This is a genomic window from Pseudomonas argentinensis (assembly GCF_001839655.2).
GTDB lineage: Bacteria > Pseudomonadota > Gammaproteobacteria > Pseudomonadales > Pseudomonadaceae > Aquipseudomonas > Aquipseudomonas argentinensis_B.
Window position 1 is genome coordinate 353,676 of sequence record NZ_CP056087.1, and the last position, 22,655, is coordinate 376,330.

At 61.7% G+C, this 22,655-nt stretch carries 14 protein-coding genes, 3 tRNA genes and 3 rRNA genes; 4 read left to right on the forward strand and 16 right to left on the reverse strand.

What is annotated here, in order from left to right; all coding sequences use genetic code 11:
* Positions 1-5: 5 nt before the first annotated feature.
* The gene (locus tag SA190iCDA_RS01630) at positions 6-1,082 is read right to left on the reverse strand and encodes an aminopeptidase (protein WP_070885798.1); all 1,077 of its coding nucleotides are present in this window, start codon (positions 1,080-1,082) and stop codon (positions 6-8) included.
* Between the two features lie 103 nt (positions 1,083-1,185).
* Between SA190iCDA_RS01630 and SA190iCDA_RS01635 the strand changes: the two genes are divergently transcribed.
* Positions 1,186-1,605, forward strand: a complete 420-nt coding sequence (locus SA190iCDA_RS01635; protein WP_070885797.1) for a hypothetical protein — start codon at positions 1,186-1,188, stop codon at positions 1,603-1,605.
* Between the two features lie 64 nt (positions 1,606-1,669).
* Here SA190iCDA_RS01635 and SA190iCDA_RS01640 read toward each other — a convergent pair whose 3' ends face one another.
* From SA190iCDA_RS01640 to SA190iCDA_RS01655, 4 genes are all read right to left on the reverse strand, one after another.
* Positions 1,670-2,095 (reverse strand): OsmC family protein, encoded by a 426-nt coding sequence (locus SA190iCDA_RS01640; protein ID WP_070885796.1) that lies wholly within the window; start codon positions 2,093-2,095, stop codon positions 1,670-1,672.
* Between the two features lie 85 nt (positions 2,096-2,180).
* A complete protein-coding gene (locus SA190iCDA_RS01645; protein ID WP_070885795.1) occupies positions 2,181-3,176 on the reverse strand; it encodes an LLM class flavin-dependent oxidoreductase in 996 nt (331 codons plus the stop codon).
* A gap of 159 nt (positions 3,177-3,335) precedes the next feature.
* Positions 3,336-3,557 (reverse strand): DUF1161 domain-containing protein, encoded by a 222-nt coding sequence (locus SA190iCDA_RS01650; protein ID WP_070885794.1) that lies wholly within the window; start codon positions 3,555-3,557, stop codon positions 3,336-3,338.
* A 117-nt stretch (positions 3,558-3,674) separates the two neighbouring features.
* Positions 3,675-3,890, reverse strand: a complete 216-nt coding sequence (locus SA190iCDA_RS01655) for a dodecin (RefSeq protein WP_070885793.1) — start codon at positions 3,888-3,890, stop codon at positions 3,675-3,677.
* A gap of 388 nt (positions 3,891-4,278) precedes the next feature.
* Between SA190iCDA_RS01655 and SA190iCDA_RS01660 the strand changes: the two genes are divergently transcribed.
* Entirely contained in the window at positions 4,279-5,655 is a 1,377-nt protein-coding gene (locus SA190iCDA_RS01660; RefSeq protein ID WP_070885792.1) for a uracil-xanthine permease family protein, read from the forward strand.
* A 182-nt stretch (positions 5,656-5,837) separates the two neighbouring features.
* Here the strand turns inward: SA190iCDA_RS01660 and SA190iCDA_RS01665 are convergent, their stop codons facing one another.
* The 6 genes from SA190iCDA_RS01665 to gabD all read right to left on the reverse strand — a co-directional run bounded on the left by SA190iCDA_RS01665 (position 5,838) and on the right by gabD (position 15,116).
* A complete protein-coding gene (locus SA190iCDA_RS01665) occupies positions 5,838-7,151 on the reverse strand; it encodes an NAD(P)/FAD-dependent oxidoreductase (protein ID WP_070885791.1) in 1,314 nt (437 codons plus the stop codon).
* A gap of 111 nt (positions 7,152-7,262) precedes the next feature.
* Positions 7,263-8,630 carry a glutamine synthetase family protein gene (locus SA190iCDA_RS01670; protein WP_070886181.1) on the reverse strand — a complete coding sequence of 456 codons (1,368 nt, stop codon included), beginning with the start codon at positions 8,628-8,630 and terminating at the stop codon, positions 7,263-7,265.
* A 368-nt stretch (positions 8,631-8,998) separates the two neighbouring features.
* Positions 8,999-10,564, reverse strand: coding sequence for a methyl-accepting chemotaxis protein (locus SA190iCDA_RS01675; RefSeq protein WP_070885790.1), 1,566 nt, complete (start codon positions 10,562-10,564; stop codon positions 8,999-9,001).
* A 182-nt stretch (positions 10,565-10,746) separates the two neighbouring features.
* Complete coding sequence (locus SA190iCDA_RS01680; protein WP_070885789.1) at positions 10,747-11,823, reverse strand: FAD-dependent oxidoreductase; 1,077 nt, start codon at positions 11,821-11,823, stop codon at positions 10,747-10,749.
* A gap of 306 nt (positions 11,824-12,129) precedes the next feature.
* On the reverse strand, positions 12,130-13,410 hold the full coding sequence (gabT, locus tag SA190iCDA_RS01685) for a 4-aminobutyrate--2-oxoglutarate transaminase (RefSeq protein ID WP_070885788.1): 1,281 nt from the start codon (positions 13,408-13,410) through the stop codon (positions 12,130-12,132).
* Between the two features lie 257 nt (positions 13,411-13,667).
* Positions 13,668-15,116: an NADP-dependent succinate-semialdehyde dehydrogenase gene (gabD, locus tag SA190iCDA_RS01690; protein WP_070885787.1), complete on the reverse strand. Its 1,449-nt coding sequence runs from the start codon at positions 15,114-15,116 to the stop codon at positions 13,668-13,670.
* 343 nt (positions 15,117-15,459) lie between these two features.
* On the opposite strand from gabD, the gene SA190iCDA_RS01695 reads away from it, so the two are divergent.
* Positions 15,460-15,536 (forward strand) — tRNA-Arg (locus tag SA190iCDA_RS01695).
* 343 nt (positions 15,537-15,879) lie between these two features.
* On the forward strand, positions 15,880-16,710 hold the full coding sequence (locus SA190iCDA_RS01700; protein ID WP_070885786.1) for a DUF1206 domain-containing protein: 831 nt from the start codon (positions 15,880-15,882) through the stop codon (positions 16,708-16,710).
* A 428-nt stretch (positions 16,711-17,138) separates the two neighbouring features.
* Here the strand turns inward: SA190iCDA_RS01700 and rrf are convergent.
* The 5 genes from rrf to SA190iCDA_RS01725 all read right to left on the reverse strand — a co-directional run bounded on the left by rrf (position 17,139) and on the right by SA190iCDA_RS01725 (position 22,410).
* Positions 17,139-17,254 (reverse strand): 5S ribosomal RNA (rrf, locus tag SA190iCDA_RS01705).
* A gap of 136 nt (positions 17,255-17,390) precedes the next feature.
* A 23S ribosomal RNA gene (locus SA190iCDA_RS01710) occupies positions 17,391-20,282 on the reverse strand.
* A gap of 258 nt (positions 20,283-20,540) precedes the next feature.
* Positions 20,541-20,616, reverse strand: a tRNA-Ala gene (locus SA190iCDA_RS01715).
* Between the two features lie 19 nt (positions 20,617-20,635).
* Positions 20,636-20,712: transfer RNA gene (locus tag SA190iCDA_RS01720), tRNA-Ile, on the reverse strand.
* 162 nt (positions 20,713-20,874) lie between these two features.
* Positions 20,875-22,410, reverse strand: a 16S ribosomal RNA gene (locus tag SA190iCDA_RS01725).
* The 16S, 23S and 5S rRNA genes sit together here with 2 tRNA genes alongside, the layout of an rRNA operon.
* Positions 22,411-22,655: the final 245 nt, after the last annotated feature.

Sequence of the window (22,655 nt, forward strand, 5' to 3'; positions counted from 1 at the left end):
TGACCCTACTCTGGGACAGCAGCCAACGCCTGCAGTTGTATAAGCCGTTGCGCTGGCGGCAACGAACCCAGGTCGGCGACCCGCCGGTAGAAGGTCGGCCAATCGCCGTTGACCTCGGCGAACAGCCTGGCGAACGCCGCGACCCACTGGTCGTAAAGCCCGAAAGGCAGCAGCTTGGCGTTGTTCAAGGGACCGTTGATCCAGGCATCGTAGTAACCCACGCCATTCCACTGGCTGGCGCGCAGTTGCCGATACTCGGCGCGCAGGCGGTCGAATTCCGCCTGCTTGCCGGCACGCATCGCCTCGTTACCCAGGTCGCTGGCGTAGAGGGTTTCCAGACGCACGCGGCTGGCCAGTACCAGCTCGGCGAACTGCTCCCGCGGCTGCACGCCGAGCGTCTTGGCGGCTGGCAGACCACGTGCGGCGCGCCATTGCCGCAAGCCCTCCTGCTCGACGAAGGTGGCATAGGACTCGTTGAACGCCGTGTCGCCGGCCAGGTAATACTGCTGGTGCGCCAGCTCATGGAAGATCACCGCCACCAGGCGCTCGTCGCTCCAGCGCAGCATGGTGTTGAGGATCGGGTCATCGAACCAGCCCAGGGTCGAATAGGCTTCAATGCCACCCAGATAGGTATCCAACCCCTGGGCCTCGAGCAAGGCTGCCGCGCCGCGGGCACGGCTCTGCTCGTAGAACCCGCGGTAGGCCACGCAGCCGGCAATGGGAAAACAGTGCAGCTGTGGTTGCAGCGAGAACTCGGGCGTTGCAAACAGATTCCACACCACGAACGGCCGCTGCAGATCGGCATACAAGCGATAGCTGCGATTGTCCGGCAGCGCCAGCTGCGCACTGGCGAACCGGCGAGCCTCCTGGGAAAGCGCCAGGCGCTGACGCACCTGTGCATCGGTCGCCGGGTCGTCGATCACGGCCTGCATCGGTTGCCGTGCATTGAGCAGTTGCAGTTGCCCGCGCGCCAGTTGCCCGTAGTAATCGACCGTGCTGCAGCCGGTCAGCAGCAGCGCCAGCAGGGGAACCCCAGCGCGGCGCGGCAGGTCGAGAAGAAGAGAGGTGCACTGCTCGAGCATGGCCGTCGTCATGTAAAGGGTAAGCGCCTCATCCTACCGCGAAGTCGCGGTTGCTTTGCGCGATACTGCTGCATCTGCACAATCGCCTACCGGAGACACTTCGATGCGCCAGCCCCTATTGCTTGCCAGCCTGTTGCTCCTCGGTGCCTGCGCGTCGCCGCTGCCACCCGCCGACCCGAACATGGCCTGGATCGACCTCAAGGGTGAAGGCATCGACCTGCTGATGGCCGAGCGCCTGGACCGCGAGCGCGTCAATGACGGCCGTTATTTTCAGGTGACCCCTGGCGCCCATGAGCTGGAAATGCGCTATCGCTTCGAAGTGGCCGGCGGCGGTGGCGCCTCGATGATGTCCGAGCCCCAGCAACTGACCTGTGATATCCGCATTCGCTATGACGACTTCAAGGCCGGCCAGCGCTATCGCGTCGAGGCCCGTTCGGTGGTAATGCGCGGTCAGGCGGTGCTCTACGATGCCGAGCGCAACGTATTGGCACAGGGCAAGAATCTGCGCTGCGGCAGTTTCTGAATAAAGTGGAACAAGCGGTCTGAGCCGCGCGGGGCGGCTCAGCGGCTGGAAGACGAGAAGCCGGTCAGGCTTCCAGTACGGCTTCCAGGGTGATCTCGGCGTTCAGGACCTTGGAAACCGGGCAACCGGTCTTGGCGGTCTCCACCGCTTTTTCGAAGGCGGCGCGATCAGCACCCGGAATCCTGGCCTTGAGCGACAGGTGCACGGCGGTGATGGCGAAGCCGCCGTCCTGCTTGTCCAGGGTCACTTCAGCCTTGGTATCGATGCTTTCGGCAGTCATGCCCGCTTCGCCAAGCTCCTTGGACAGCGCCATGGAGAAGCAGCCGGCATGGGCCGCACCGATCAGCTCTTCCGGGTTGGTGCCGGGCTTGTCTTCGAAGCGGGTATTGAAGCCGTAGGGCTGCTCGGAAAGCACCCCGCTCTGGGTGGAAATGGTGCCCTTGCCGTCTTTGATGCCGCCCTGCCAGTGGGCCGATGCTGTCTTCTTCATCTCGCTGCTCCGGTTGATGAGGGGTACAGGATTGAGAGAGACAGCGGCCAGGCAAGTTCGAGTTTTTTGGGCTGTGCCGCCTCGATCAACGCAGGCTGGCAAGGATATCGAAGGCGTGCAGGCGGTCGGCGAAATCATAGTGGTCGCAGGTGAAGATCAGCTCGTCGGCCTCGGTCTGCTCCAGCAACACCTCCAGCCGCGCGCGAATCTTCTGCGGCCCGCCGATCACCGCCATGCCCAGGAAGCTGCCCACGGCATCGCGCTCGTGGGGCAGCCACAGGCCGTCCATCGACTCCACCGGGGGGCGCTGCACCAGGCTCTGGCCGCGAATCAGCGAGAGGATGCGCTGGTAGGCGGAGGTGGCCAAGTGTTGCGCCTGCTCGTCGGTATCGGCGGCCAGCAGCGGCACGCCCAGCATCACGTAGGGCTTGTCGAGCACCTCGGAAGGCTGGAAGGCATTACGGTAGACCCGGATCGCCTCATGCACGTATCGCGGCGCGAAGTGCGAGGCGAAGGCATAGGGCAAGCCTCGCTCACCGGCCAGCTGGGCGCTGAACAGGCTGGAGCCGAGCAGCCAGATCGGCACGTTGGTGCCGGTGCCGGGTACGGCGATGACACGTTGATCCGGTGTGCGCGGGCCGAGGTAACGCTGCAGCTCGGCGACGTCCTGGGGAAAGTCGTCAGCGCTGCCGGAGCGCTCGCGGCGCAACGCATGGGCGGTGAACTGATCCGCCCCGGGCGCGCGCCCCAGCCCCAGCTCGATACGCCCCGGATACAGGGTCGCCAGGGTGCCGAACTGCTCGGCGACCACCAGCGGCGCGTGGTTGGGCAGCATCACCCCGCCCGACCCCAGGCGAATGCGCGAGGTGCCGGCCGCCAGGTAGCCGAGCAGCACGGCGGTCGCCGAGCTGGCGATGCCATCCATGTTGTGGTGCTCGGCGACCCAGAAGCGGTTGAAGTCCAATGACTCGACATGCCGGGCCAGCGCCAGCGAGTTATGCAGCGCCTGCTGCGGGCTGCCGGTGTCGCGGATCGGCGCCAGGTCGAGAACGGAGAAAGGAAGTTTCGCGAGTGCGGACATGAGAGAACCCTTGCTGGTGGATAACGCCGGGGCTTTATCCGAGTGAAACAGTAGGTCTTATCCTACGCTTCCCAATCGGCTCAGGCCAACTCATGACAAATCGCAGGCAGTAAAAAGCCGGCATCGCAGAGGCTGCGAGCCGGCTTTCGAGCCTCGTCATCAGTTGCGCTGGTAGACGATTTCCTTGGTGCCGCCATCGCAGGTGCCGACCACCTGGCGATCGGTCACGCTGCCTTTGTCGACGATTTCCAGGGTGTAGGACGATACGCCGTTGGCCTGGATCTTCGCATCGATCTCGTCTTTGAGCTCTTCGCAGTCTTTTGCCGCGAAAGCGGAACCCGCGAGTGCCATCAGGCCTGCTGCAAACAACACTTTCTTCATCACAAACGCTCCCTCGTAACAGTGAACAACACCGGGCGCCAAAAAAGTGGCCCGGCTCAATAAAGCCGCAGATCACCGTTATGGCAAGTGACTGCGGCTAACCCAGGCTCGCCATCATCAGCTGTTGGCGATGCGGAACCCGACTTTCAAGGTGACCTGATAGTGAGCCACCGCACCATCGGCGATATGCCCACGGGTCTCGGTGATTTCGAACCACTCCAGATGCCGAATGCTCTTGCTGGCCTCGGTCAGGGCATTGTTGATGGCATCTTCGATACTCGAGGTGGAAGAGCCAACCAGCTCGACCTTCTTGTAAGTGTGATGATCCGACATATCCGCCTCCAGGGCTGGTAAATACAGATGGGCCGATCGCCCTTAATCAATCAGTCACTGGAGGGCGCTGCTAAGTTCAGGTTTTCGCTAGCAGGATCGGGGCAGCATCCTTGACATGCCTCGATTCGCGCTCGACCCGCGCCAGGCAAGCAGCGCGCTGCCAACCATTTCGCGCACCGCTGAGGACACCGGATGCTTACCCGGCTGACCAACCGCCGACCGCCATGTTCACCATCGGCCAGATCCCAGCCGCTCGCCGACTGCTCCAGCTTACCGGCTGGAACGTGAGGATCGGTTGGCTCGCAGATGCCGTTCAGCCTGTCGCGGACCTCTTGGGATTGCCCGGCCCAGGCAGTAGAATCCGCCGCTTTCCCAGGCGATCACGACCATGCAACCAGGTGACTCCCCGCGTAACGGCGAACTGATCTACGGCCTCGAAGACCGCCCGCGCCCGCTGGTGGCGATCCTCGCCGCCCTGCAACACCTGCTGGCGATCATCGTGCCGATCGTCACACCGGGCCTGCTGATCTGCCAGGCGCTGGGGGTGTCGGCCCGCGACACCAACCTGATCGTGTCCATGAGCCTGGTGATTTCCGGCATCGCCACCTACGTGCAATGCCGCCGCTTCGGCCCGCTGGGTGCGGGTTTGCTGGTGGTGCAGGGCACCAGCTTCAACTTCGTCGGCCCGCTGATCGCCGGCGGCGCGCTGATGGTCAAGCAGGGCACCCCGGTGGAGGGCGTGATGGCGGCGATCTTCGGCGTGGTGATCGCCGGCTCGTTCGTGGAGATCGGCATCTCGCGCATCCTGCCGTTCGTGAAACGGCTGATCACCCCGCTGGTGACCGGCATCGTGGTGCTGATGATCGGCCTGACGCTGATCAAGGTCGGCCTGATCAGCATGGGCGGCGGCTACGGCGCCATGGCGGGCGGCACCTTCGCCAACGGCGAGAACCTGCTGCTGTCCGGCGTGGTACTGGCGGTGATCGTGGTGCTCAACCGCGTTCCCGTGGTGTGGATGCGCAGCTGCGCCATCGTCATCGCCCTGCTGGTCGGCTACGCCCTGGCCGGCTACCTGGGCCGCCTGGATTTCACCGGCATGCACCAGGCCGAGCTGTTCCAGGTGCCGACACCATTGCATTTCGGCCTGGGCTTCTCATGGAGCCTGTTCATCCCGATGCTGGTGATCTATCTGGTGACCTCCCTGGAAGCCATCGGCGACGTCACCGCCACCAGCAAGGTGTCCCGCCAGCCGGTGGAAGGCCCGCTGTGGATGCAGCGCATCAAGGGCGGCGTGCTGGTCAACGGCGTCAATTCGCTGCTGGCCGGCGTGTTCAATACCTTTCCCAGCTCGATCTTCGCCCAGAACAATGGGGTGATTCAGCTGACCGGCATCGCCAGCCGCCATATCGGCGTGTGGATCGCCCTGGCGCTGGTGATTCTCGGCCTGTTCCCGGCAGTAGCCGGCGTGATCCAGGCGGTGCCCGAGCCGGTGCTCGGTGGCGCGGCGATGGTCATGTTCGGCGCCGTGGCGGCCTCGGGCATCAACATCCTCGCCGGCATCGAGCTGGATCGTCGCGCGCTGCTGATCATCGCCGTGTCCCTGGCCCTCGGCCTGGGCGTTTCCCAGGTGCCGGAGTTCCTCGCCCATATGCCGGCAGCCCTGCGCAACGTGCTGGAGTCCGGCGTGGCCACCGGCGGCATCTGCGCGTTGGTGCTCAACTGGTTCCTGCCGGAGAGCACGGCCAAGGCCGACCTGCACGACTGAGAATCTGTCCACCGTCTGCTGCGCGTCGGCGCTACTGCGTTAAAAACAAGCTCGGAATGCTCATTTACCACTTGTAAACTCCGCTTCCTCGCTTGTTTTTGCCTTGTATCGCTCTAGCTCGCAAGACCGTGAACAGATTCTGTGGCCCGTCATCGCCAGGGTGCGTGCCACCCTGGCGGACTTCAGCGCAACTTCTCCAGCATCTGGTAGTACCACATGCCCGCCGCCAGCATCGGGTTGCCGAGCTGGTCGCCCAGGGGCACCTTGATGTGCTTGCAGGCGGCGAAGGTGTCGAACTGCTCCAGGTCGCCGGTAATCGCCTTGGCCATGATCTCGCCCATGATGTGACTGGTCGCCACGCCATGGCCGGAGTAGCCCTGGCAGTACCAGACGTTACCCGACAGCTTGCCCAGCTGCGGGATGCGGTTCATCACGATGCCCATGGCGCAGCTCCACTGAAAGTCGATCGGCACGCCCTTGAGTTGTGGAAAGGTGCGCTCGATGCACGGGCGCAGCTCGCCGGCGATGTCCCGTGAATCACGCCCGGAGTAGTTGGCGCCACCGCCGAACAGCAGGCGGCCATCGCCGGTGAGGCGGTAATAGTCGAGCACGAAGCGGCAGTCGTACACCGCCAGGTCCTGGGGGTTGATCTCTTGCGCCAACTCACCGAGCGGCGCGGTGGTGACGATACCGCCCATGGCCGGGAAGATCAGGCCCTTGAGCTGGCGGCGCTCCAGTTTGTGGTACACGTCGCCGGCCAGCAGCACCTGTTTGGCTTCGATGCGCCCGCCGGTGGTGACCACCGCCGGACGCGGGCCGTGGACGATTTCCAGCACCTTGGAATGTTCGAAGATCAGCGCCCCCAGGCGCTCGGCCGCCCTGGCCTCGCCGAGGCAGAGGTTGAGCGGGTGCAGGTGCATGTTGCGCGTGTTCTTCAACGCGCCGCAGTACAGGTCGCTGCCCAATTGCGCACGCACGCCGGCGGCGTCGAGTAGCGTCACGTCATCACCCATGCCACGGCGCAGCGCTTCGTCGTAGGTCGCCTTGAGCTCATCCATATGGCTGGCTTTCATCGCCGTATGCAGGTGGCCGTGCTTGAGGTCGCAGGCGATGTCGTACTTGGCCACGCGGCTCTTGATGATTTCATGGCCGCGCCAGCGCAGGTGCCAGATGAAGTCGTCCACCTCCTCGCCCAGGGTGTTGCCCATCTGCTTGCCCATGGCCTCGTCGCCGGACAGGCTGCCGGTGACCTGGCCACCGTTGCGCCCGCTGGCGCCCCAGCCGACCTTGTGGGTTTCCACCACGGCCGCCTTGAGGCCGCGCTCGGCCAGCTCCACCGCCGTGGCGATGCCGGTGAAACCGCCGCCGATGGTGGCCACGTCCACGCTCACGCTACCCTGCAGTGTCGGGTAGTCGCTCTCGAAGTTGAGCGAGGCCGCGTAGTACGACGGCGCGCGCTCGGCGGCGGGTTTGACGGGTTGATTGCTTGCGTTCATTGCTTGTCCTTGGGGTGCGTTCACACCGATAAATCAGCTATGGGGCTAAAGCCCCTCCCACGGAGCGCCTTATGTGGGAGGGGCTCCCCCAATCCTTGCAAAGAGGCGCCCTTAGGCGTTGCTCAGGTACCAGCGCCAGTCCTGCTCGCCGACCTCGCCCATGAACTGGCGGTATTCGGCGCGCTTGACCGCGAGAAAGACCTTGAGGAAATCGGCGCCGAAGGTTTCGTGCGCCCACTCGGATTGCTCCAGTGCCTGGATTGCCGCCGACCACTGGGTAGGCAGATGCTCGGTAGCCTGGGCATAGCCATTACCCTCGACCGGCGCACCAGGGTCCAGCGCCTGGCGGATGCCACGGTGAATCCCGGCCAGGATCGCGGCGGCGGCCAGATAGGGGTTGGCATCGGCGCCGCAGATGCGGTGCTCGACGTGCCGGGTATTCGCCGGGCCACCGGGTACGCGCAGGCTGACGGTGCGGTTATCCACACCCCAGGTGGGCGCCAGCGGCGCATAGCTGTTGGCCTGGAAACGCCGGTAGGAGTTGGCGTTGGGGCAGAACAGCAGCAGTGAGTCGAGCAGGCTGGCGAGCATGCCACCGACCGCCTGGCGCAGCAGCGGCGTGCCGGCTGGGCTTTCACTGGCGAACAGGTTGTCACCCTGCCCATCGGCCAGGCTCACGTGCATATGCATACCCGTGCCGGCCAGGTGATCGAAAGGCTTGGCCATAAAGCACGCCTGCATGCCGTGGGCATGGGCGACGCCCTTGACCAGGCGCTTGTAGCGCACCGCCTGGTCCATGGCCGCGAGCGCCGGGCCGTGCTCAAGGGTGATCTCCACCTGGCCGGGGGCGTATTCGGAAATCGCCGTGCGCGCCGGGATGCCCTGGGCCTTGCAGGCCCCATAGAGATCCTTGAGGAACGGTTCGATCTGCTCCAGCTCGCGCAGGCCGTAGACCTGGGTCTGCCGTGGCCGACCGCCGTCGCCGTCCAGCGCCGGCTGCGGGCGGCCGTGGGCGTCGCGTTTCTGGTCGAGCAGGTAGAACTCCAGCTCGCAGGCCATCACCGGGTGGTAACCGTCGGCTTCGAGCTGCTCGATCACCCGCTGCAGCAAATGCCGCGGGTCGGCCGGCGTAGCTGGCATTCCCTCGGTCGGGTGCATCGACACCTGCACGGCGGCGGTGGGAATCTGCCGCCAGGGCAAACGCACCAGGCTGCCGGCCAGCGGGTAGGCGCGGCAGTCGATATCGCCCACCTCCCAGACCAGCCCGGTGTCCTCGACGTCTTCGCCCTGGATGGACAGACCAAGCATCGTACTCGGCAGCGGCCGGCCACTCTGGTACAGCGCCAGCAGTTCCTCGCGGTGCAGCAGCTTGCCGCGCGGCACGCCATTGGCGTCAAGGATGAACAGCTCGATCAATTCGATATCGGGGTTAGCGGCCAGGAAATCCTGGGCTTGCTGCACAGCGGCAAAACTCGTCATATCGCACTCGCTTGCGCCAGTGGGGCGCTCGGTGTCCGCACGGCCGGCTCGCTTGGCGAACAGGTGGCGCAGGCAGACAGACAAATAGGCATCAGCGGCTGCGGACATGGCGCAGCCATCGGAATCAGCGGGCGAGAAGGACGTCAGGCGGGCGGGCGTGGCGGCAATGCCAGAGCGCCCAGAAGGCGAGGATCTGCGGCAGCGCCGTGGGTTCGGGCGCCCGGCCCCGCGAGCGCAAGGCTGGCAGGGCAAGAACGTGGGCAGGGCTGCAGACCGGGATAGACATGCCCCGAGGCTCGCACACCGCGACAGTCAGGTTAAATCGTTATTGCCGCACCTTCAGGTAGCCAGCGGCTAAACAATCGCAATCACGGCTCCGGCTTGTAGCCCAGGCGCAAGCCGCCCCAGTGCTTGCCCTGCACCCGGATCGGCACCGACAGGTCATGCATCAGTTCGCCGGTATCGCGCATGTAGGTCTGCAGCAGCACGCGCTGCTGGTGGCTGCCGCAACGAATCCCGGTGCGGTCGTTGAACAGCCGCTTGCTGCGACTCTTCACGGTGTCCACGGCGCGCTCACCGGTGGGCGGATGGTTGAAGGCCTGGTTGTGGGTCGGCACGTAGCCTTCGGGCGTGGTGGCGATGGCGAACACCAGGCCTTCGTGGCGCTTGAGCAGCGGCTCCTGGATGGCCGGTAGCACGCCATCGGCGTAGCTGTCGAAGCGCGTGCGGAACTTGGCCGGGAAGCTGCCTGGTATCGGCTGGTACTGACGGTCGAACAGGTCCGCCAGGCTGATGCGCCCGGCCTGGATATCGGCCTCGAATTGCCGGGCAATCGCCGTTGCACCTTCCAGCGCCAGGTCGTAGATGCGCTGGTGGTAGTCGTCGAGCCCGACGCTGGCCAGCTGCTCGCTGACGCTTTCCGCCTGGCCGACCAGTTGCTCGGCGGCCTTGCCCAGCTGGCGGGTCCGGTCCTCGCTGCTGCGCACGTCGCCACGCAGTTGCTCGACGGCCACCAGCAACTCGGCCAGATGCCGGTGATTGCTCGCCGTGCCGGCGCTGATCTGCTCCACCTGGGCGTCGACATCGGCGGCCAGGTCGGCGATGCCGCGCAGTTGCTCGCCGGTGAATTCGACCTGCCGGGCGGCCGCTTCCAGCTCCTCGGCCTGGCGCTGGATATGGCTGACCACCGCAGCGCTCTGCTGGCGGATATCGGCGACCATCTGCCCCACCTCGCCGGTGGCGCTGGCGGTACGCCCGGCCAGGCTGCGCACCTCGTCGGCGACCACGGCGAAACCGCGGCCCTGCTCACCGGCACGGGCGGCCTCGATGGCGGCGTTGAGCGCCAGCAGGTTGGTCTGGCTGGCAATGGACTGGATCACCTGGGTGACCTGCTCGATCTGCTCGGTCCGCGCGCCAAGGCCGTCGATCAATTCGCGACTGGCGGCGGCCTGGGCGCTGAGCTGCTGCATGCGCGCGATGGCCTGCTGCAACTCGGTCTGGCCACTGGCGCTGCTGGCGCGTACCCTCTGCGCGGCCCCAAGGGTCTGGCCGGCCCGTTCGGCATTGCTCTGCTCGGTGCGGGTCACGGCGTGGGCACCTTCGCTGATCTGCTCGACCGCGGCCAGCTGCGACTGCAACCGGCCAGCCAGCTGCTGCACGGTGAAGGCCACCTGGGCGGCGGACAGCGCGTTATGGCAGGTGTGCTGCGACAAGCTCTTGCTCAGCTTGTCCAGCGAGGCCGCGGGGGCGGCGGTAGACGCCGTTGCAGCCGGGCGTCGCCAGGGGCCGAGCCAAGGCCACAGCGCCAATCCAAACAAGGCGATGACGAATACATAGGCAGACAGCTGCACCTGCTGCCAGACCACCAGCAGCGCCAGCAAGCCCAGAACATGCAAGGCCAGCGCAAGCCGATCACGAGTAGTACCAGTATCCATGGCGAACCTCGTTGTTCTTTTTATGCGGTAATAAGGCTACAGGGCCCTGGCAACGGAAGCCGCCCTTCTCTTCAGCTCATCGACCGTGGGACGTAAAACTGTAGCCATGTATCGAACCGCTGAGTTGACCATTCCACGCCACATCGGGCTATGGCACTTTGGTCGCAGAGGGCGAACGCCGGTCAGCGTTCGAGGCGATGGCGTTTTACGAAGGCGCGGTCGAAGTAGTCCTTGCAGCGCCCGTAGAGCTGCCCACCCCCGCTCCACTGGTGCCAACCCAGCAGGGCGCCGCCATCGCCACTGGCCAGCAGCAGGGGGCGTTGGCCGTGCGCCTTGTAGTCACGCAGCGCGCCGCCGCGCAGGGCCGCAGCCAGGTTGGCGGCGAGCACCGGCACCTGGCGCATCGAGTACAGGCCGCTCTTGCGCACCCCGGGCAGGCTGGCGCAGTCGCCGACAGCGAACACCTGGGGGTGGGAATGGCTTTGCAGCGTGGGGGCGATGTGCACGAAGCCGTCGCCGTCGCAGCTCAGGCCGCTGGTGGCGATCCACGGCAGCGCCTGGGCGCCGCTGGCCAGCAGCAGGCGGCCACCGTGCCACACCGGGGCCTCACCGCTGATCAGGCAGTTGCCGTCGATACGGCTGATCGGGCAGTGCTCGCGCACCTGCACGCGGCGCATGCGCAGGTGCCCCCAGGCGCGCATGCGCAAACCGGCGCAGTGACCGGCCAGCAGCGGCTCACCGCAGAACAGCGCCAGCTGCGGCACCTGATCGGCGAGCGCCAGGGCCATTTCCACGCCCGCCACACCGCCACCGAGAATGGCCAGGGGTTGCGGGTCGCGCTGCCAGGCCTGCCAGCCGCTGATGAACTGATCGACCGGCTTCACCGCCAGCACGTCCAGGCCCTCGCCTTCACGCGGCGGGCAGGCAACCCGGTCGCCGACGTTGAGCGACAGCCAGTTGCCCTGCAGCACGCAGCCATCGGCCAGGGTCAGCTGGCGCGTGGCGGCGTCCAGCGTGACGACGGGCGCGACGATCAGCTCGACCTGCGCTGCCTGGCACAGTGCGCGCAAGCCGATCTGGCAATCCTCGGGGGAGTAACGACCACCGACCAGCCCGGGCAGCATGCCGGCGTGCCAGGTGTGCTCGGCACCCGCCACCAGGGCGATACGACCCCCCGGCCGCTCGATCAGCGCCCAACGCCGCAGAACCCCGAGATGGGCCGGGCCTGCGCCTACCAGCAACAGATCGTGGTCAATCATCTACACCGATATCCTTGAGAGCCTGGGAGCGACGTGCAGCCACCTCGGGCAATGCACCGCAAGCTTTGACCCAAACAGGCGCGCAATGATCCCGCCCACGACGGGTTGATGGAGCATGGCGGCGGCAGGCCGTTTCGAGCAAGAGAAGAGACGCTTGCGGCGGCCTTTCGGCACATTTTTCCTGCAGCCATTACGCGCCGCAGGTCGCCGCGGCCCGGTCGAGCGCTGCAGCGTCCGGGCTACAGGGGCGGTATAAATCGCAGGCAAAAAAAGACCCGCCGAAGCGGGTCTTTGCAACGGCGTGGCTTACGCCAGCTCGTCGAAGCATTCGGCCACGATGGCGATGCCTTTTTCCAGCTGGGCGTCCGGAATGGTCACCGGCATCAGGAAGCGCACCACGTTGTAGTAGGTGCCGCACGACAGCAGGATCAGACCCTTCTCGCGCGCCTTGGCGACGATCTTGCCGGTCAGTTCGGCAGCCGGCTTGCTGTGGTCGCCGCCCTCGAACAGCTCGATGGCGACCATCGAACCCAGGCCGCGCACGTCGCCGATCACCTTGTGCTTGGCAGCGATGTCACGCAGGCCCGCCTTCAGCTTCTCGCCAACGGCGTTGGAGCGATCCAGCAGCTTCTCTTCGTCGAATACCTTCAGCACGGCCAGGGCCGCGGCGCAGGCGATCGGGCTGCCGGCATAGGTGCCGCCCAGGCCACCGGGGGCAATCTTGTCCATGATCTCGGCCTTGCCGCTGACACCGGAGATCGGGAAGCCGCCGCCGACGGACTTGGCGAAGGTGGTCAGGTCCGGCACCACGCCCAGTTGTTCGGTGGCGAAGAAGGTGCCGGTACGGCCAGCACCGGTCTGCACTTCGTCAGCGATCAGCAGGATGCCGTGCTGGTCGCACAGGGCACGCAGGCGTTGCATGAAGGCTGGCGAGTTGACGTAGAAACCACCTTCGCCCTGCACCGGCTCGATGATGATCGCGGCGATGTCCTGGGGCTGGGCATCGTTCTTGAAGATGCGCTCGATGCTGGCGATGGATTCGTCTTCGCTCACGCCATGCAGCTCGCACGGCGCGATGGCGCGGTACACGCCAGCGGGCATCAGGCCCATGCCGGCGGAGTACGGCACCACCTTGCCGGTCAGCGACAGGGTCATCATGGTGCGGCCGTGGTAGGCGCCGGTGAAGGCGATCACGCCGGCACGACCAGTGGCGGCGCGGGCGATCTTCACGGCGTTCTCGACGGCTTCGGAGCCCGAGGTGACCAGCAGGGTCTTCTTGGCGAAGTCGCCCGGTACGCGCTTGGCGATTTCCTCGCACAGCTCGATGTAGGGCTCGTAGGCCAGCACCTGGAAGCAGGTGTGGGTCAGCTTGGTCAGCTGTTCCTGAACGGCGGCAACCACTTTCGGGTGCAGGTGGCCGGTGTTGAGCACGGCGATACCACCGGCGAAGTCGATGTACTCGCGGCCTTCGACGTCCCACACGGTGGCGTTCTCGGCGCGCTCGGCGACGATCGGGTGGATCTGGCCGACACCACGCGGTACGGCGGCTTGGCGGCGTTGCAGCAGGGATTCGTTGGTCTTGCTCATGGCTTCCTCATTCACCGCTCATCGTCGGTGTGGTTCAAGGATGAAATGACCGGGTCAGCGCCGTCGCAGCATACGATGATCGACTGCAACACTCGCCCCGATCACAGGGACTATTTTTGCTTTCACGCACTATCGGAGCGTAGCGAGCGAAGGTCAGGCAAGGCGGCGGGGTCGGGAAAAAGCGGAGTTGGCTGTTGCCAATGAGCATTTTTCCCGGCCCCGCCAACGCAGCATCACCGAAGCGCAGTAGCGACTACCTAGATGCTCAGGCAGAGGTACTTGATTTCCAGATAATCCTCGATGCCGTACTTGGAGCCTTCACGGCCCAGGCCCGAGGCCTTGATGCCGCCGAACGGCGCCACTTCGTTGGAGATCAGACCGGTGTTGATGCCGACCATACCGTATTCCAGCGCCTCGGCCACGCGGAATACGCGGGAGAGGTCGCGGGCGTAGAAGTAGGAGGCCAGGCCGAACTCGGTGTCGTTGGCCATGGCGATCACTTCGGCCTCGTCCTTGAAACGGAACAGCGGTGCCAGCGGGCCGAAGGTTTCGTCCTTGGAGACCAGCGCGTTCTTCGGCACGTCGCCCAGAATGGTCGGTTCGAAGAAGGTGCCGCCCAGGGCGTGGGTCTTGCCACCGGAGAGGATCTTGGCGCCTTTGGAAACGGCGTCCTCGATGTGCTCCTTGACCTTGGCCACGGCCTTCTCGTCGATCAGCGGGCCGGTGGTGGTGCCGTCTTCCAGGCCATTGCCGATCTTCAGTTTCTCGACCGCGACCTTGAGCTTCTCGGCGAAGGCATCGTAGACGCCATCCTGCACGTAGATGCGGTTGGCGCACACGCAGGTCTGACCGTTGTTGCGGTACTTGGAGATGATCGCGCCTTCGATGGCCTTGTCCAGGTCGGCATCGTCGAACACGATGAAGGGCGCGTTGCCGCCCAGCTCCAGGGATACCTTCTTGATATCCTGGGCGCATTCGGCCATCAGCTGGCGACCGATCTCGGTGGAGCCGGTGAACGACAGCTTGCGCACGATCGGGTTGCCGGTCAGCTCGCCGCCCACTTCACCGGCGCTGCCGGTCACCACGCTGAACACGCCAGCCGGGATGCCGGCACGGGTGGCCAGCTCGGCCAGGGCCAGGGCGGAGTAAGGGGTCTGCGAAGCTGGCTTGAGCACCATGGTGCAGCCAGCGGCCAGCGCCGGGCCGGCCTTGCGGGTGATCATCGCCGCCGGGAAGTTCCACGGGGTGATGGCCGCGGTGACGCCGATCGGCTGCTTGATGACGATCAGGCGCTTGTCAGCCTGGTGGCCCGGAATGGTGTCGCCGTACACGCGCTTGGCTTCTTCGGCGAACCACTCGATGAACGAGGCAGCGTAGGCGATCTCGCCCTTGGCTTCGGCCAGCGGCTTGCCCTGCTCGATGGTCATCAGGCGCGCCAGGTCGTCCTGGTTCTCCAGCATCAGCTCGTACCAGCGACGCAGCTTGGCGGAACGCTCCTTGGCGGTCAGTGCACGCCAGGCCGGCAGCGCCTTGTCGGCCGCTTCGATGGCACGACGGGTTTCGGCGGCGCCCATCTTCGGCACGCTGCCGATCACTTCACCGGTGGCCGGGTTGGTCACCTTGATGGTCTGGCCGCTGTCGGCATCAGCCCAGGCGCCGTTGATGAAAGCCTGCTGGCGGAACAGTTGCGCGTCTTTCAGTTGCATGGCGATCTCCTCTATCCCGGCACCATGGCGCCGGGAGATGACGAAAGAAGCTGGGAGCGAACCCAGGTAGGGTAGAGCGACAGATTAGCCACTGCCTGGCAGTTCGAACGGCGTGTAACCGGGAGCTCAGCCTGGTAAACACCGACGTTTGAAATATCAAACAGATCCTAAGATCAGCTCGCCAAAAGGGCAATAGGCTGTTCGAGAAAATTAACAGCCCCAGATGGATGGAAGTCGAGCCGGCTTTTCTTATAGCCCAAACCCGCTGCTAAGGCCCACCAAACGAGCCTCTCGCGCAGCATGGACGCACGCCAGCGACACGCGTATGATGGCGCCCCGCAACGCACTCGTAGCTCAGCTGGATAGAGTACTGCCCTCCGAAGGCAGGGGTCGTGGGTTCGAATCCCGCCGAGTGCGCCAGATCGCTGCTTTCCCTTCACCCGAGAGGCGATGAGAAAGCACACACGAAGCCCGCCATGTGCGGGCTTTGCCGTTTCTGGCGCTTGCTCCTTTGTTGCTCTGAATCGTTATGAGGCACTTGCCTCAGCGTTTGGGCCACCCTTGCACCACTGCGTCCGATGCAGTGCTTACGCCTGTGCATATCGGGTCGAAGCAGTTGCCTGATGACCAGGCAAGGAGGCGAATCCCTCGTCGCTTCTGCCATGCCCTCTACCGAAAGCCTGTGGTCAATCAATCGAAACCGCGATCCATTTGTGGGTGTCCACTGCATCACTATCGACTCTACCCACTCAGGATGCTCAGCATGTACAACCCGGCCATTCACGCCAAAGGCGAACTCTCCCGAGGCGTCGTCTGGCTCGCTCGGACTGGCTATGCGGCGCGTGGCGTGGTGTACCTGATCATCGGTACCTTTGCGCTGCTCGCCGCCAGAGGGAGCGGTGACACGGTCGGCACCAAAGGCGCCATTTCGCAGCTGATGGGGCAACCATTCGGCGAAACGCTGCTGTGGATCATGGTGGTCGGGCTTGTCGCCTATGCCGCCTGGCGGCTGACCCAGGCCGTCACCGACCCGGAAGACCACGGCACCGACGCCAAGGGGCTCGCCGCGCGTGCAGGCCTTGTCGGCAGCGCCATCAGTTACAGCCTGCTGACCCTGTTCACACTGGGCCTGCTGGGCAGCTCGCTCGGCGAGTCCTCCGGGGGTGGCAGTGGCGGCGAAGACTTCCTCTCCGGCATCCTGGGCTGGAAGTATTCAAACTATCTGGTCTACCTGGTCGCGCTGGTGCCCTTGGGCGTCGGTATCGCCCATATCATCAAGGGCTGGAAAGCCAAGTTCGAAAAGTACTTCTCGGCCTCGGACGAGGTCATGCGTTGGGTAACGCCCATTTCCAAAGCAGGCCTCATCGCCCGCGGCGTTTCCTTTCTCGTGGTGGCCGGCATGCTGTTCAGCGGCGGTACCCGTTACCAACCCACGTCTCCACCGGGCCTCGAGGACGCGCTGCACGCATTGCAATCCTTGCCCTTCGGCACCTTTTGGCTGGGCTTGATTGGCGCGGGCTTGATCGCCTTCGCGCTCTACAGTTTTGCCGAAGCGATCTGGCGGCGTATCGACACGGCGGCGGTCTTTGATTGAAGCCTCGCGCCCCAGAAAAGCGTCGGTATCCTGTTTTGTTTGGCGAACAGTGTCGGTAAGAATGCCAGGCAGCAAATCCCGCTATAAATGGGCTCTGTTGCTCTCGAGTAGGTAAGTCCAGGCATCACTATGCCCGGCTTTGCGACATGTTCCGTATGCAAGGCAGGCAGGTATTGAACTAGCCAGTCCCTGGGTATACGCCTTCAGCTGATACAAGCTACGAGCCATACGCAGATCCGTAGGGTGGAAGACGCTTCATCCTTCCACCACTATGTCGCTGCGGTGCACAGGCCCCTACGAGTCGGCCCGTAGCTGGTTTGAGCGCAGCCATACAGGGGGACATGCGAATCGCCTTTGTGGATCCGGTTTTCCCGCTCTGAAAAGACGAAACCCCAGATCTCTGTCGAGACCTGGGGTTTCTTATAGAAGCTTGACGATGACCTACTCTCACATGGAGAAGCTCCACACTACCATCGGCGATGCGTCGTTTCACTACTGAGTTCGGGATGGGATCAGGTGGTTCCAACGCTCTATGGTCGTCAAGCAAACTGGTTGCTGCTTCGGGTTTAGCCGCTGCAGCGAATTGGGTATGTGATATCGGTTGGTAGTGCGTGTTCTCGCAAATTTTCGGCATTACTGTCGACTTCAACCGTCTAACAGCCAAATTGTTTGGGTGTTATATGGTCAAGCCTCACGGGCAATTAGTACTGGTTAGCTCAACGCCTCACAACGCTTACACACCCAGCCTATCAACGTCGTAGTCTTCGACGGCCCTTTAGGGAACTCAAGGTTCCAGTGAGATCTCATCTTGAGGCAAGTTTCCCGCTTAGATGCTTTCAGCGGTTATCTTTCCCGAACATAGCTACCCGGCAATGCCACTGGCGTGACAACCGGAACACCAGAGGTTCGTCCACTCCGGTCCTCTCGTACTAGGAGCAGCCCCTCTCAAATCTCAAACGTCCACGGCAGATAGGGACCGAACTGTCTCACGACGTTCTAAACCCAGCTCGCGTACCACTTTAAATGGCGAACAGCCATACCCTTGGGACCGGCTTCAGCCCCAGGATGTGATGAGCCGACATCGAGGTGCCAAACACCGCCGTCGATATGAACTCTTGGGCGGTATCAGCCTGTTATCCCCGGAGTACCTTTTATCCGTTGAGCGATGGCCCTTCCATACAGAACCACCGGATCACTAAGACCTACTTTCGTACCTGCTCGACGTGTCTGTCTCGCAGTCAAGCGCGCTTTTGCCTTTATACTCTGCGACCGATTTCCGACCGGTCTGAGCGCACCTTCGTACTCCTCCGTTACTCTTTAGGAGGAGACCGCCCCAGTCAAACTACCCACCATACACTGTCCTCGATCCGGATAACGGACCAGAGTTAGAACCTCAAGGTTGCCAGGGTGGTATTTCAAGGATGGCTCCATGAGAACTGGCGTCCCCACTTCAAAGCCTCCCACCTATCCTACACAAGCAAGCTCAAAGTCCAGTGCAAAGCTATAGTAAAGGTTCACGGGGTCTTTCCGTCTAGCCGCGGATACACTGCATCTTCACAGCGATTTCAATTTCACTGAGTCTCGGGTGGAGACAGCGCCGCCATCGTTACGCCATTCGTGCAGGTCGGAACTTACCCGACAAGGAATTTCGCTACCTTAGGACCGTTATAGTTACGGCCGCCGTTTACCGGGGCTTCGATCAAGAGCTTCGCGTTAGCTAACCCCATCAATTAACCTTCCGGCACCGGGCAGGCGTCACACCCTATACGTCCACTTTCGTGTTTGCAGAGTGCTGTGTTTTTAATAAACAGTCGCAGCGGCCTGGTATCTTCGACCGGCATGTGCTTACGGGGTAAACCCTTCACACTCACCGGCGCACCTTCTCCCGAAGTTACGGTGCCATTTTGCCTAGTTCCTTCACCCGAGTTCTCTCAAGCGCCTTGGTATTCTCTACCTAACCACCTGTGTCGGTTTGGGGTACGGTTCCTAATTACCTGAAGCTTAGAAGCTTTTCCTGGAAGCATGGCATCAACCACTTCATCGTCCTAAAGGACAACTCGTCATCAGCTCTCGGCCTTGATTTCCCGGATTTACCTAAGAAACCAGCCTACCACCTTAAACACGGACAACCAACGCCGTGCTGGCCTAGCCTTCTCCGTCCCTCCATCGCAGTAATTAGAAGTACGGGAATATTAACCCGTTTCCCATCGACTACGCATTTCTGCCTCGCCTTAGGGGCCGACTCACCCTGCGTCGATTAACGTTGCGCAGGAAACCTTGGTCTTTCGGCGTGCGAGTTTTTCACTCGCATTGTCGTTACTCATGTCAGCATTCGCACTTCTGATACCTCCAGCAAGCTTCTCAACTCACCTTCACAGGCTTACAGAACGCTCCTCTACCGCTCAACTTACGTTGAACCCGTAGCTTCGGTGTATGGTTTGAGCCCCGTTACATCTTCCGCGCAGGCCGACTCGACTAGTGAGCTATTACGCTTTCTTTAAAGGGTGGCTGCTTCTAAGCCAACCTCCTAGCTGTCTAAGCCTTCCCACATCGTTTCCCACTTAACCATAACTTTGGGACCTTAGCTGACGGTCTGGGTTGTTTCCCTTTTCACGACGGACGTTAGCACCCGCCGTGTGTCTCCCGTGCTGACACTTGCTGGTATTCGGAGTTTGCATCGGTTTGGTAAGTCGGGATGACCCCCTAGCCGAAACAGTGCTCTACCCCCAGCAGTGATACACGAGGCGCTACCTAAATAGCTTTCGAGGAGAACCAGCTATCTCCGAGCTTGATTAGCCTTTCACTCCGATCCACAGGTCATCCGCTAACTTTTCAACGGTAGTCGGTTCGGTCCTCCAGTCAGTGTTACCTAACCTTCAACCTGCCCATGGATAGATCGCCCGGTTTCGGGTCTATACCCAGCGACTAAACGCCCTATTAAGACTCGCTTTCGCTACGCCTCCCCTATTCGGTTAAGCTCGCCACTGAATATAAGTCGCTGACCCATTATACAAAAGGTACGCAGTCACCCAACAAAGTAGGCTCCCACTGCTTGTACGCATACGGTTTCAGGTTCTATTTCACTCCCCTCTCCGGGGTTCTTTTCGCCTTTCCCTCACGGTACTGGTTCACTATCGGTCAGTCAGTAGTATTTAGCCTTGGAGGATGGTCCCCCCATATTCAGACAAAGTTTCTCGTGCTCCGTCCTACTCGATTTCATTGATAAGAGCATTTCGTGTACGGGGCTATCACCCACTACGGCGGCACTTTCCAGAGCCTTCCACTACACTCTAATCAACTTAAGGGCTAGTCCCCGTTCGCTCGCCACTACTAAGGGAATCTCGGTTGATTTCTTTTCCTCAGGGTACTTAGATGTTTCAGTTCCCCTGGTTCGCCTCATGCACCTATGTATTCAGTGCATGATACCCAGCTTATGCTAGGTGGGTTCCCCCATTCAGAGATCTCTGGATCACAGTCTGTTTGCCGACTCCCCAAAGCTTATCGCAGGCTACAACGTCTTTCATCGCCTCTGACTGCCAAGGCATCCACCGTATGCGCTTCTTCACTTGACCATATAACCCCAAGCAATCTGGTTACTGTCTATAACGTGAAGACGACATTCGCCGAAAATTTGCACTTGAGAACAACGCAAATTTTACCTTGACCAGATCAACTGCCAGTGAAAGCAGCCAATCAGTCACTTCTATCACATACCCAAATTTTTAAAGAACGATGTATCGACTGGTCAAAGACCAGAAATCAACATTCTCTCTGCCACCGGCAGGAATGCTCATTTCTGAACTCTCAACGTAACGACTGTAACCCGAAAGTGGTGGAGCCAAGCGGGATCGAACCGCTGACCTCCTGCGTGCAAGGCAGGCGCTCTCCCAGCTGAGCTATGGCCCCGTATCATCTGCACCTGAATTGGTAGGTCTGGGCAGATTTGAACTGCCGACCTCACCCTTATCAGGGGTGCGCTCTAACCAACTGAGCTACAGACCTATAACAGGGCGGCACCAAGCCGACCTCACCCTACTCTCTACAACAGCGTGGGGTGCGCTCCAACCAACTGAGCACCGGCCTAGGCAAGGCGTTACAGCATCGTCTTCTACAATGAATCAAGCAATTCGTGTGGGAGCTTATGAATAAGCTGCGATCTTCGATTAAGGAGGTGATCCAGCCGCAGGTTCCCCTACGGCTACCTTGTTACGACTTCACCCCAGTCATGAATCACACCGTGGTAACCGTCCCCCCGAAGGTTAGACTAGCTACTTCTGGTGCAACCCACTCCCATGGTGTGACGGGCGGTGTGTACAAGGCCCGGGAACGTATTCACCGTGACATTCTGATTCACGATTACTAGCGATTCCGACTTCACGCAGTCGAGTTGCAGACTGCGATCCGGACTACGATCGGTTTTATGGGATTAGCTCCACCTCGCGGCTTGGCAACCCTTTGTACCGACCATTGTAGCACGTGTGTAGCCCTGGCCGTAAGGGCCATGATGACTTGACGTCATCCCCACCTTCCTCCGGTTTGTCACCGGCAGTCTCCTTAGAGTTCCCACCCGAGGTGCTGGTAACTAAGGACAAGGGTTGCGCTCGTTACGGGACTTAACCCAACATCTCACGACACGAGCTGACGACAGCCATGCAGCACCTGTGTCTGAGCTCCCGAAGGCACCAATCCATCTCTGGAAAGTTCTCAGCATGTCAAGGCCAGGTAAGGTTCTTCGCGTTGCTTCGAATTAAACCACATGCTCCACCGCTTGTGCGGGCCCCCGTCAATTCATTTGAGTTTTAACCTTGCGGCCGTACTCCCCAGGCGGTCAACTTAATGCGTTAGCTGCGCCACTAAAATCTCAAGGATTCCAACGGCTAGTTGACATCGTTTACGGCGTGGACTACCAGGGTATCTAATCCTGTTTGCTCCCCACGCTTTCGCACCTCAGTGTCAGTATCAGTCCAGGTGGTCGCCTTCGCCACTGGTGTTCCTTCCTATATCTACGCATTTCACCGCTACACAGGAAATTCCACCACCCTCTACCGTACTCTAGCTTGCCAGTTTTGGATGCAGTTCCCAGGTTGAGCCCGGGGCTTTCACATCCAACTTAACAAACCACCTACGCGCGCTTTACGCCCAGTAATTCCGATTAACGCTTGCACCCTCTGTATTACCGCGGCTGCTGGCACAGAGTTAGCCGGTGCTTATTCTGTCGGTAACGTCAAAATTGCAGAGTATTAATCTACAACCCTTCCTCCCAACTTAAAGTGCTTTACAATCCGAAGACCTTCTTCACACACGCGGCATGGCTGGATCAGGCTTTCGCCCATTGTCCAATATTCCCCACTGCTGCCTCCCGTAGGAGTCTGGACCGTGTCTCAGTTCCAGTGTGACTGATCATCCTCTCAGACCAGTTACGGATCGTCGCCTTGGTGAGCCTTTACCCCACCAACTAGCTAATCCGACCTAGGCTCATCTATTAGCGCAAGGCCCAAAGGTCCCCTGCTTTCTCCCGTAGGACGTATGCGGTATTAGCGTTCCTTTCGAAACGTTGTCCCCCACTAATAGGCAGATTCCTAGGCATTACTCACCCGTCCGCCGCTGAATCAGGGAGCAAGCTCCCTTCAACCGCTCGACTTGCATGTGTTAGGCCTGCCGCCAGCGTTCAATCTGAGCCATGATCAAACTCTTCAGTTCAATACTGCTTGGGTTTTGAGAAAACCCTAAACTTGGCTCAGCAATCGCAAACCTCTCTATCGCTAGAGAGTTAACTCTCGAATTAACGAGTGCTTACTTGTGATGCTGATAATCTTGCGATCAGTCAGTCTTAACCCACAAGCACCCACACGAATTGCTTGATTCAGTTGTTAAAGAACGGTTGGCTGAGGCTTTCGTCTCAACCGAGGCGCGCATCTTACAGCACCCTCATTTGCTGTCAAGCT